The following is a 12,905-nucleotide window of genomic DNA, read 5'->3' as shown; positions in this document are numbered from 1 at the left end:
ATCGAAAATTTTAAAAAGATTTGATCTGGTTAAGAATCAGATCAGACCAGAAATCCACCGCCAATCAGATCATTTCCTTCATAGAAAACTGCCGACTGTCCGGGTGCAATTCCGGACACTGAATGATGGAAATTAATCCGGATCATTTCGCCTTCCTGTGTGAGGGTACTCATAGCACCTGAATCTTTGTATCTGATCTTGCTTATAGCTTCGATCGGCTCGGGTATGTTATCATATTTTACCAGATTGATATTCCTTACCATAGCCTCAGATTTCTCGAGTTCATCGATTGTACCAAGCATGACTGTATTGCTTTCGGGAAGTATGCGTGTTACAAACATTGGGTGCCCAAAGGCTACACCCAATCCTTTACGCTGACCGATAGTATAATAAGGATAACCGAGGTGTTTTCCAGCAATGCTGCCATCGCTGAGCATGAAGTTCCCGGGACCTATACGATCATCAAGATCCTGAACCTTATTTCTTAGAAAAGCACGATAATCATTGTCAGGAACAAAGCAGATCTCATAACTCTCAGATTTGTTGGCTAGTTCCAATTGTCCCATATCCTTAGCCATTTGCCTGATCTCTGATTTTGCGAAGCTTCCCAAAGGAAACTGTGTACGGGCTAAATTTTCCTGAGATACACCCCAAAGCACATAAGACTGATCTTTATGCTCATCTTTTCCTTTTGAGATCACATACCTGCCATTATCCTGCAAACGGATATTGGCGTAATGTCCGGTTGCAATAAACTCACAATCCAGCTTATCAGCACGTTTTAAGAGGGCTTCCCATTTGATATGGGTATTACATAAAACACATGGGTTAGGGGTTCTGCCTGCAATGTATTCATCAACGAAGTTGTCGATTACATAATCCCCAAATTCAGAACGGATATCCAGAATGTAATGTGGAAAACCATAAGCAACTGCAAGGGCACGGGCATCATTGATACTATCCAGACTGCAGCAGCCCGTTTCTTTTGATGAGCCCCCGGAAGAAGCATAATCCCAGGTTTTCATAGTCAGGCCGATTACCTCATAACCCTGTTCATGCAGCATAACTGCAGCAACAGAACTATCCACTCCACCACTCATTGCAACCAGTACTCTTCCTTTTTTGCTCATTGAAAACTTATACTTAGGCTAATGTTTTTTAACCGAGACAAAGATAAGGCATTAAACGAATAGTAAGATATAATGATGGTCAGTGTAAGGTAAATAGTGAGATACTGATAGTTATTAATTAATAGACGTTTATAAAGAAGATTTTTCCATCTGAATTCTTTTCGTTTTCGCTGTTCCCTACTTGTTTAAACTTTAATCGGGGATACCTGGTACTGACTGATCATTGTTTTGGATATAATGTATTGATAGACAAATTGTATTCGGGATTAACTGAGCCAGTTACCGAGATATTGACCGAAGAAAAAGTAGGAGTATAAAAACAAAAGCATTTTCTAGCTCAGGCTTTCCCGCCTTAAGACAGAGTATTAATCCGTGTTAAAAAATCATTCACACTTAACACTGATTTATCTAATAGGTATTCAAACAATAATACTAAACATACTTAATGATAACAACCCTAGGCTACTCTTGTGTCAATAAATAATCTTTCATTTAAACATATCCAAGAAACAAAATCATGAATTTTCTTTTCAATTTATTCAAATCAAAACTAGCGGTAGTGCTATTATTGTTGATTTGTTCAGACAGCCTGAATGCACAGAGTCTAATCACTGGCAAAGTGATTGATGACGAGCAAACCCCGCTTCCGGGTGTCGTTGTGCGAATTAAGGGCAATATAAAGGGAACATCTACCGACATTAATGGTAATTTCAGTATCAATGCTTCAAATGGCGATATTCTTGAATTTAAATACATAGGATTCAAGAGTCAGGAAATAACTTTGGATCGCCAGACAAGCCTCAATGTACAATTGGTTGCAGATTCGAAAGCACTTAATGAGGTAATTGTTGTTGGATATGGTACACAAAAGAAAGCAAATCTGACTGGAGCGGTCGATCAGGTTGGAAGTGAATATTTTGAAGATCGCCCTCTAAATAATCTTACCCGTGGTCTTCAGGGAGTTATTCCGAACCTCAATATCAAAATGACTGATGGAAAACCTACCAGGGGCTCTACCTATAATATCCGGGGTATAACATCTATAGGTTCTGGTGGAAGTGCTCTCGTCCTGGTTGATGGTGTTCCAGGCGATCCGAATACCCTCAACCCGAATGATATAGAAAGCATTTCGGTATTGAAAGATGCTTCATCAGCTGCTATATATGGTGCCCGGGGAGCCTTCGGTGTTGTACTTATCACTACAAAAACTCCCAAAACAGACAGGGTCCAAGTGAATTACAGCGCGAATTATTCAAATAATCAGCGCACAACAACCCCGGATCTTGTTTCTGACGGATATATCTGGGCAAAAAACTTCGATGAATCTTTTAACTCCTGGAATGATTACCTCTCACATCCGCAGAGTATCAATTCTCAGTTACCCTTTGCTCTTTCTGATCTGGACTCCTTAAAAGCCCGCTCCGAAAACCCCAGCCTGCCAAAAATTTCTATTGATCCTGTTACCGGACGCTACAATTATTATGGTAGTACCGATTGGTTTAAAGAACTTTATAAAGACAATACTGGAATGATGGAGCATTCTTTAAGTGTTGGTGGCGGAACAGATAAAGTAAATTTCCTGGTTTCAGGAAGATATTTTAATCAGGAAGGTATTTTTAGGTATAACTCAGATAGTTTCAATAAATACAACTTCAGGGCAAAGGGCAATATCAAGATTAATCACTGGTTAGATCTGGGTACAAACACAGATTTCTCCAGTGATTCTTATAGGTATCCCTTGACAGCGGTGGGAGGGGTGAATGCAGTATGGCGTTTAATGGCGGTAACAGCTTTCCCGGTATCGCCCCTATTAAATCCGGATGGGAGTATGTCGATTGTAGGTGCTTACTCTATCGGTGATTTCTATTATGGTAAGAGTAACTCAACTGCAAGGGAAAACTTTAACCGGAATTCGGTATCATTTGAGGCCCGTCCTATTAAAGACAGACTGACAATAAAAGGTGATTTCTCTTATCTAAAGTCCACCAGTACTGATCTTCGTAAATTTTTTCCAGTACCATACAGTATTAAGCCCGGAGAAACTATTAATTCAGGATTAAATTATTTGGGAGAGAATTCTTCAGAAGAAAACTATTATGGCTCAAATCTTTTCGGGGAGTACAGTCTTCCACTTGGTAATCATCGTCTGAAGGTGCTTGCTGGGGGTAACCTTGAATATGACAAATTTAACAGTCGCTACATTCAAAGGGATGGTTTGCTTGTAGATGACCTGGCAGATTTTAACCTGGCCACCGGATTAAACTATAAATTGACCGGTGGTGGCTACGAATGGTCAACTGCAGGAATATTTTACCGTGCTAATTATAGCTTTAAAGATAAATACCTTTTAGAGCTGAACGGACGTTATGATGGTTCATCTAAATTCCCGAAAGCTCAGGCATTCGGATTTTTTCCTTCAGCATCAGCCGGTTGGGTTGTATCGGAAGAAAAATTCATGGAGCGAACTAAAAACTGGCTGGATAATTTCAAAATCCGGGGCTCATACGGTTCTTTAGGTAATGGAAATATTGCACCATACACTTTTCTCGAAACCATTACCCCCTCTACATCAGGAGTAATTATCAATGGCAATTTTCCAAATTACATACAAAAACCATCCGTACTTCCTGACGAACTCACCTGGGAGAAATCTACCACTCTGGATCTGGGAACAGACATCAGTTTCCTAAACTATCGCTTGACTACTACCTTTGATTGGTATCAGCGTAAGACAAGCAACATGATTACTTCCGGACAACCGCTGCCTTCGGTTTTCGGCTCAGCAGTACCTAAAGGTAATTTTGCAGATTTAAATACTCAGGGATGGGAGGTTTCTTTAAGCTGGAGAGACAAAATCGGGCCAAATAAAAACCTGAGCTATGGGCTTCGTCTAACTTTGGCGGACAATGTTTCAACCATCACAAAGTTCTATAATCCGAACAACTTGTTATCAAGTTATTACGAAGGACAAAAACTAGGTGATATATGGGGCTTTGAGACTGAAGGTTTTTTTGAATCAGCCGCGGATATTGCAAGTCATGCAAACCAAAGTTATTTCGTAGTATCCAATGCCAACAAACTGCTACCGGGAGATATTAAGTTTAAAGACCTGAACAATGATGGCAAAGTGAACAATGGAAAAAACACACTGGATGATCCGGGAGACCAGAAGATTATTGGCAATTCTTCGATACGATTACCATATGGTATCACAGGTGATTTGGGCTGGAAAAACTTCTCCCTATCCTTCTTTTTCCAGGGTGTCGGCAAGAGAGATTGGTTCCCATCAAAAGAAGCTGCATTTTTCTGGGGACAATCGAATCGTCCATATAGCTTTCTGCCGGAATTCAATCTTAATCGCTGGACTGAACAAAATCCTGATCAAAACGCCTATTTTCCACGCTACAGAGGCTATACTGCACTTTCAGGTACCAGAGAGTTGGCAGTTCCTCAAACCCGATATCTTCAGAATGCGAGTTATATACGGCTTAAAAACTTGACTGTGGGTTATTCTCTGCCTGCTCGTATCACTAATAAACTGAAAATATCTTCCATAAGGGCCTATGTTACCGGTCAGAATCTGTGGACATACTCTCCTATGTATAAGATTACCAAAAATTTTGACCCGGAAGTTATTGAAGGATCGGATCCTGAGATAAATGCAGGAGGTGGTGATGGATTCTCATACCCGATGCAGAAATCGTTCACCTTCGGAATTAACCTAGGATTATAAAATCATAATTTAAAAAGACATGTTAAAGAATAATATCCTCTTATTGTTAACCCTTGTATTGACAATAACATCCTGCGAGAAGTATCTTGATCAGGCACCCATAGATAAGCTTACTACTGAGCAGGCATTTGCGAATGAAAATAACCTTCAGCTCTATATCAATTCTTTTTATACACAAATGCTACCCACAGGCCCTCAAATCTATCAGGGTGATGTAATGGCTGATATCACAGTCCCGAATGCCGTTCCCGGCTATATTGGAGGCAGGTTGAATGCTCAGGATGCAACAGGTTGGAACTGGAGCGACCTGAGGAATATCAATTATTTTCTGGAGCATTATAATAACCCCAATATTTCATTGAAAGCAAGAAACCATTATGCAGGAATTGCGAAATTCTTCAGGGCTATGTTCTACTATAACATGGTTAAACAATTTGGAGATGTGCCTTGGTATGGAAAAACGCTTAAGGTTGATGATCCTGAAATGTATAAGGCACGTGATCCAAGGAATATGGTAATGGATTCAGTACTGGCTGATATTGACTTTGCTTCAGCAAATATTTATAGTACAAAAGATAATTCGAGCACCCAGGTAACCAAATGGGTAGCCTTGGCACTAAAATCGAGGATATGTCTGTTTGAAGGTACTTTCCGGAAATATCATCCGGAAGCAGGGTTGAACTCTACTGCCGATAAATGGTTACAGGAAGCTGCAAATGCCGCTGATCTTCTAATCAAAAGTGGTCAGTACCGACTTCAAAATACTGGAAATCCGGCTTCGGATTACCGCTCTTTATTTATCAGTGAAAACCCGGTTTCAAATGAGGTATTGCTTGCATCTGTTTATAATAATTCATTAAAAAAATGGCATAATGCTGCATGGTGGTTCAACAGTGCCACATTGGGTGCACGATTAGGCTTGGATAAAAAGTTTATTAATACCTATTTGAATGCGGATGGTACTAGGTTTACAGATCTTCCTGGATATGAAATTATGGAGTTTCAAGATGAGGTTAAAAACCGGGATAAGCGGTTACAGCAAACCATACGTATGGGGGCCTATAAACGCACAGATGGATCTCCTGCGCCACCCGATTTTACTGTTACCTACTCGGGCTATCAGATACAAAAGTTCTCAATGGATGATAAATATTTTGATACCCGTACCGAAAGCTACAATTCGATTCCGATTATGAGATATGCAGAGGTACTGCTAAACTTCGCTGAAGCAAAAGCAGAGTTAGGGACCTTGACCGCTGCCGACTGGAATTTAACAGTCGGGGCACTTAGGAACCGGGCTGGTTTAAGCAATGCATTGGTAATGCCATTGATCGCCGATCCTTACCTGAAAAATCAGTTCTTTCCAAATATTGATAATCCACTTATTCTCGAAATACGGCGCGAACGTGGGATAGAATTTGCTGCTGAAGGATATCGTTATGATGATTTACGCAGATGGAAAGCCGGTAAACTTCTTGAGAAAGTTTATGAAGGCATTTATGTTCCTGCCAAAGGTCAGTTGCTTGATTTAAACGAAGATGGAAAAGCTGATGTAAGTTTTGTTGATAAAGTTCCGACAAGTAAAGTGCCGGGTGTTACCTATTTCGTTGTTGATGGTAGTTCTTCGAAATTATCGCAAGGAAATAAGGGAAACCTGTTATGGCTAAGCAATACCCCAAAAAGTTTTCCCGACAAAAATTACCTATATCCAATTCCCGCCAATGAGATTCTATTAAATCCTAAACTTACCCAGAACACTGGCTGGTAAATTTTTAAACCTCAGGCTGGCCAAAAGCCAGCCTGTTTTCTTTTTTTATTCATCTAATTTCAATTAAGAAATGAAAAAAACTAAAGACCTCATTCGGTTTCTATTGATCCTGATTCTTTCCAATTTAAGTATGACAGCAATAGCTCAGATAACCGAAAGAACAAACCGGGTCATCTCAGTTCCTGATATTCCGGGATTTATAACTCTTAAATGTGACTTTCACATGCATACTGTCTTTTCTGATGGACATGTATGGCCAAGTTTTCGCGTAAATGAAGCCATACGCGATGGACTTGATGTAATTTCTTTAACGGAACATATTGATTATGAAGGGTTTCCGGATGTTGTTGCCAGGAATTATAACCAATCCTATGAAATTGCAGTTGATGCTGCAAAAAATAAAAATCTGATGATTATTAAAGGTTTGGAGATCTCACCCAGAGTACCTCCTTATCATAACAATGCCCTGTTCATAAAGGATGCGAATATCTTGCCTACTGAGTATATGAAGGACTGGAAGAAAAAATTCATCATGAAGGATACAATAACACATGAACAGCTTCTTGCACCTTTTCTGGAAGCTAAAAATCAGGATGCCTTTGTCTTTTATAATCATCCCGGGTATTCATGGTGGGATAAAAAAGATACTGCAATCTTTACCTCCTTTCATAAAGAATTATTGGAAAGAAAAATACTAAAAGGCGTTGAGGTTGTTAATTCGGGAGTGTATAATATTCTGGCTCACCGACTTGCTATGAAATACAATCTGACTATGGTTTGCAATACTGATGAGCATTATGACAACTCACCGAGGTATGCAAAAACACATCGCCCTATGACTCTTGTTTTTGCCAAAGAAAAAACTGCTGAAAGTTTAAAAGAGGCATTACTGGCAGGAAGGACAGCTCTATATTTTGATGATTATCTGGTTGCCAGACAACAGGAGGCGGATGCATTTTTCAAAGCTGCAATTCAGGTTAATACAGAACGGAATTTAAGAAATGGAGAACCGATCCTTATTATAAAATTGACAAATAACAGTGATATTCCTTTTAAAATTCAGGCTTCAGCCGATTATGATATTGAACGATACCCATTCGGACAAGTAACACTCGCGGCACATGATACCACAACAATTACCCTGAAAGCACTTTGGAAATACCCTGAAAGTACGCCACTTAGGATGAAAGTTTTAAATCTGATTACTTCACCTGATGAAGTGTACCAGACCGTATTTAACCTGCCTACTGCGGAAAAGAAGAAATGAGCAATAAACAGGTCTGCATTTCTATCATTCTGAGTGAAAGCAGACCTGTTTATTGAAATTTAGGGCATGTCGAATTCCCATGTGATCTGCCTTTATCAATACACATTTTCATTCAGTATCAACCGAATAGGAATATACCTCAGATTGTTCAAACTATTGGACAGAGATATTACCTCAGATTGCCTTGAAGAAAGATGACTACAATTGTGTGGAAGCTGATCCCTTAATCGGATATATTTAGGATTATTTAATATAAACAGTTTTAACATTCACGAATTCTCTGATGCCATAAAGTCCAAGCTCCCGGCCATAGCCTGATTGTTTAATTCCTCCAAAAGGTAAACGCGGATCTGATCTGACCAGAGTGTTGACAAAGCACGAACCTGCTTCCAAACGATGGGATGCTATTAGCTCCCCTCGTTTTAAATCTCTTGTGAATACTGCTGCACCCAATCCAAATGAAGTGTCATTCGCAATTTGAATAGCCTCTTCTTCATTAGCTGCCGAAATAATTGCAGCGACTGGTCCGAAAAGTTCTTCCTCATAAGCTGGCATGCCTTTTTTTACTTCAGTGAGTATGGTGGGAGGGTAGAAGGAATGTGCTCCTGCTGGTATTTCTCCTCCTAAAATACATTTAGCACCGAGTTTGATGCTCTTCAGTACTTGCTTATGAAGTTCATCTCTGAGATCTGGTCTGGCCTGCGGACCGATTTCGGTATTTTTATCCATCGGATCGCCCATGAGTTTTGCAGCCATTTTTTGTCTGAAAAGTTCAGTGAATTCCTTTTCAATTGATTTTACAACGATAAATCGTTTGGCAGCAATGCAGCTTTGTCCGCTATTGATCAATCTGCTGTTTACGCAGCTTTCTGCTGCAAGTTCAAGGTCAGCATCCTCGAATATAAGATAGGGGTCACTTCCACCAAGCTCCAGGACTGATTTTTTAAGTAAGGAAGCTGCTTTTGCCGCTACTTTTTTACCCGCTTCAGTGCTTCCTGTGATTGTAATAGCCTGAATCAGCGGATTTTCAATCACCTGATCTACTTCAGTTCCTGGAATCAACAGTGTTCGGAACAGATTTTCAGGAAAGCCTGCTTCAATGATTATATTTTCAATCTCAATTGCACAGCCGAAAACATTAGAAGCATGTTTCAATACTCCAGCATTGCCAGCCATCAGGGCTGGTGCAAGAAAGCGAAAAACCTGCCAGAAAGGAAAATTCCAGGGCATGATTGCCAGTACAATTCCCAAAGGCTGGAAACTTACATAGCTTTTTGATGCATCTGTGTGAACAGGTTCATCTTTTAAGAATTGTTCTGCGTTTTTAGCATAGTATTCACAAACATCCGCGCATTTTTCAATTTCTGCCCGACCTCCTTGTAATGGTTTACCCATTTCAAGAGCCATAAGTATAGCAAGCTCTTCTTTTCTGTTGCGCAGGATTTTAGCCACAGCATGCAAAAGCTTAGTTCGTAATGAAAAGGGGGTTTCTTTCCAATTTTCCCAGGCTTGATGGGTACCTGCAATTATTGTACTTACCTCCTTTGGAGTATGTGTCTGATATGATTGAATTACTTGTCCGTTTGCAGGATTAATTGAATTTATGCTCATATCTAATTATCAGGGATGCTTTTATACTCACAAAATTAATCCTTTAATCAGAACCAGATGTTTATTTGTTATTCAGTTTTTTAATAAGATCAGTTTCTTCTTTACGATAAGGTCTGCCATCAGGCCAGAAAATGTCGTGAAACCATAATTCGGGCTGAGCACCATCCTTAACTGGTTTGTCCCAGGCATAAATTGTATTCGTTTTCCCGGAAACCAGTCCCCAATTAATTGCACCAATATTTTCTTTTTGCAGCATCGGCATCGTATTGGCGAAAGTACTGTTATTGGTCCTTGCCATATATTCAGTACAGATCAGGGGTCTTCCATGAGTCTTCAATACCTGCAGGACCCTTTTATGCCATTCTGCTGCTTCATAGTCATGATAGGTAATGATGTCGGAATTCAGGACCTGAAATGCATTCAGTTTTTCAAAATCCCAGCGCCAGAGTCCGGCAGATAATGGCTGATCAGGATTAACTTGTCTTGCCCATTCAAAAACTTTGGTTAACAAAGGCAGGGAAGTATCCAGTTTGCCCGAATTGCCAGGTTCATTGTATAAATCCCATAAAAGAATACGCTTATCCTTAGCAAAATGACGCATCACATCCTTGACATAAGTTTCAAGTGCAGGAAAGTTCTCAGTCTCCCTGTAATTCGGATCACCCGGATCCTGTACCCAGCCCGAATTATGTATTCCCGGTTTAGGAATGGGTTGTTTCCCAATGACTCCAATCTTATTCCAGCAATCATCAAAAAATACAAAAATGGTTTTTATTTTATGTTTATCAGCAATACTAAGGTATTTATCGATCCTGCCTTTAAAGCCCGCAGGATCTTGTTTATAGGCCAGACTGTGTAAATAAACGCGCATGGTATTAAACCCAATTCCTTCAGCCCAGCCCAGTTCACGATCGATTGTTTGGGGATCAAAACTGGAAGCCTGCCACATCTCCAGCTGGTTGATTGCGCTGCTTGGAATAAAATTGGCCCCATTGATCCATGGATTCTCTTTTTGCCAGTTGTTAGCCTTTTCTAAGCTCCATTTACCAGCAATTTGTGCATTAGTATTAAAAGTTACAGTTATAAAAAAGGCAGCTAAAATGATGTATTTGATCTTCATCTCTAATTTTTGATTTTGGTTTCAATGAAATGGGTTTGCAACCGATATTAATATTCAATACAGATTGGAATATATGAATTTAATCCATTTACCGGATAAATTATGGATTATGGTAAAATTATAAGGCAGGATATTATTCAGCCTGCCGGATATTTACATTTTGGCAATCTTTTCTCTCAGTATTAAAATAAATTTCGCAGGGTAGTGTTCTTTAGACAGGGGTACAGCAATTATTTCAGGAAGGATTAATCCCTTAACGATTTAGACAGTCATAATGAACAAAACCGGAAAAGCACTATGAAAAATATTCTTAAATACTTTTATCTGCCCATTTTTCTGGCTTTTTGTCTGATAATCGGTTCATCATTCAAAATTTCTGAATCTGACAAAATCAAATTCCCTTATAAAAAAACTGGTTTGACCGAACGTCAGGCTGCGGCTCATTTACTGAATCGGTTTACATTCGGAGCCCGTCCAGGAGATATTGATAAGGTAGTAAATATCGGACTGGAGAAATGGTTTTCTCAGCAATTGGCTGCAGGGCAAAAGGAAGATGAACTGAATAAAAGGCTTAGCTCATATGATGCAATCAATCTCAGCAATGCAGAAGTTGTAAAACTCTTTCCTAAGAATGCGCAGATTTTACGATCGGCGATAAAAGACGGACTGATTAACAAAGACTCAGTTAATCTGTCTGATATGAAGAAATATCGTGCAAGTTTAGCAACGTATATGCGTGATAAGGGCTACAGACCACAGGCAGAACTGTTCAGACAGCTTGTTAATCAAAAGATATTAAGGGCTGTATACAGTAATAATCAGCTTCAGGAAGTTTTAACAGAATTTTGGTTCAACCATTTTAACGTTTCGATCACCAAAAATATTTGTGCTGAATATATCCCGGCTTATGAAAGGGATGTGATCAGGCCCAATGTGAATGGCAGGTTTGAAGATTTGCTAATTGCTACTGCTAAATCTCCGGCTATGCTTTTTTTTCTCGACAATTTCAGTAGTTCGGGGACAAGTGAGAGTACTCAAATGGCTGTGAATGATAAGGTCAGGAGTCAAATTCTGGCAAAGGCAAAGATGCATATGGCCGATACCAATTCTCAAAGGGCTCAGGCCTTGAAAAAAGTTCAGCAGAACAGAAAAAATCAAGGCTTGAATGAAAACTATGCACGTGAACTAATGGAGCTGCACACCATTGGGGTGGATGGAGGTTATACCCAATCGGATGTGACTCAGGCTGCCCGGGTTCTTACAGGCTGGTCGGTTTACCCGATGGATAATGCTTATGGAAATCCCTTGAGAAATATGATTGAAAAAGCAGGAGTAGATAATTTGAAGAAAAGAGGCTTTGTAATAGAGGGAGATTTTCTTTTTGCTGCAAATCGGCATGACAGAGGGGAAAAAGTGGTTCTGGGTAAAGTTTTTCCTGCAAATGGTGCTTATGAAGAGGGTATTAAACTTTTAAAAATGCTCGCTAATCATAATTCAACCGCAAAATTTATATCACGAAAAATAGCCGTACGCTTTGTTAATGATAATCCATCTGAAACTTTGATTGAAAAGATGGCAGAAACTTTTAAGCAAAAGGATGGTGATATTTCGGCGATCCTGACGCGTATGGTATCTTCCCCTGAATTCTGGTCCGCGGAAGCTTTACGTGAAAAGACAAAATCCCCTTTTGAACTAGCTATTAGCGCTGTGAGAGGTTTAAATGCTGATGTTAGTCAGCCATTCCAGCTAAACAACTGGATCAGCAGAATGGGGCAAAAAATGTATTTTTATCAGGCTCCGACCGGTTTTCCGGATAAGGGGCAATACTGGATCAATACAGGTTCTTTGCTGAACAGGATGAATTTTGGTCTGGCACTTGCTGCTCAGCGGATTCCTGGAGTCAGGCTGAATTTACTTGCTTTAAATAAAAATAGAGAACCTGAAAGTTCTGAATCTGCTTTGCATCAGTATAGCGAATTAATTCTCCCGGAACGGGATCTCGAAAAAACAATTGCACGTTTAATTCCTATGCTAAACGATCCCGAGCTTCTTAATAAGGTTGAAAGGGCTGCATCTCTTAATATGGTGCAACAACCAAAGCCAACTATGGTAAATGAAGATGCCCGGCAGATGAGTGATGCAACAGAACCAAAAGGAAACAAAACCATTTCAGGGAACAGTCAGAGACAAACACAAAATGCTGGTAATTTGATGCTTGCACAAGTTGTTGGGGTGATTTTGGGATCTCCGGAGTTTCAAAGGAAGTGATATAAAAT

The 12,905-nt window shown here is 39.8% G+C and carries 7 protein-coding genes; 4 read left to right on the top strand and 3 right to left on the bottom strand.

Annotation, left to right across the window (positions count from 1 at the left end; genetic code table 11):
• Nucleotides 1-41: 41 nt before the first annotated feature.
• Nucleotides 42-1,130 (bottom strand): tRNA 2-thiouridine(34) synthase MnmA, encoded by a 1,089-nt coding sequence (gene mnmA, locus VGE44_RS06175; protein ID WP_331077008.1) that lies wholly within the window; start codon nt 1,128-1,130, stop codon nt 42-44.
• Nucleotides 1,131-1,647: 517 nt separating this feature from the next.
• Between mnmA and VGE44_RS06170 the strand changes: the two genes are divergently transcribed.
• From VGE44_RS06170 to VGE44_RS06160, 3 genes are all read left to right on the top strand, one after another.
• Nucleotides 1,648-4,863 (top strand): TonB-dependent receptor, encoded by a 3,216-nt coding sequence (locus tag VGE44_RS06170; RefSeq protein ID WP_331077003.1) that lies wholly within the window; start codon nt 1,648-1,650, stop codon nt 4,861-4,863.
• A gap of 19 nt (nt 4,864-4,882) precedes the next feature.
• A complete protein-coding gene (locus VGE44_RS06165; protein ID WP_331077001.1) occupies nt 4,883-6,631 on the top strand; it encodes a RagB/SusD family nutrient uptake outer membrane protein in 1,749 nt (582 codons plus the stop codon).
• A 70-nt stretch (nt 6,632-6,701) separates the two neighbouring features.
• On the top strand, nt 6,702-7,898 hold the full coding sequence (locus VGE44_RS06160; protein WP_331076999.1) for an Sb-PDE family phosphodiesterase: 1,197 nt from the start codon (nt 6,702-6,704) through the stop codon (nt 7,896-7,898).
• Between the two features lie 243 nt (nt 7,899-8,141).
• On the opposite strand, the gene VGE44_RS06155 is transcribed toward VGE44_RS06160, so the two are convergent.
• Complete coding sequence (locus VGE44_RS06155; protein ID WP_331076997.1) at nt 8,142-9,509, bottom strand: NAD-dependent succinate-semialdehyde dehydrogenase; 1,368 nt, start codon at nt 9,507-9,509, stop codon at nt 8,142-8,144.
• A gap of 61 nt (nt 9,510-9,570) precedes the next feature.
• The gene (locus VGE44_RS06150) at nt 9,571-10,629 is read right to left on the bottom strand and encodes a glycoside hydrolase family 2 TIM barrel-domain containing protein (protein ID WP_331076995.1); all 1,059 of its coding nucleotides are present in this window, start codon (nt 10,627-10,629) and stop codon (nt 9,571-9,573) included.
• 297 nt (nt 10,630-10,926) lie between these two features.
• On the opposite strand from VGE44_RS06150, the gene VGE44_RS06145 reads away from it, so the two are divergent.
• Entirely contained in the window at nt 10,927-12,897 is a 1,971-nt protein-coding gene (locus VGE44_RS06145; protein ID WP_331076993.1) for a DUF1800 domain-containing protein, read from the top strand.
• The last annotated feature ends 8 nt before the right edge of the window (nt 12,898-12,905 follow it).

This window comes from Daejeonella sp. (assembly GCF_036405355.1).
Lineage (GTDB): Bacteria > Bacteroidota > Bacteroidia > Sphingobacteriales > Sphingobacteriaceae > Daejeonella.
Note: the sequence above shows the minus strand (reverse complement) of the source record. Positions and strands in the feature narration are given on the sequence as shown.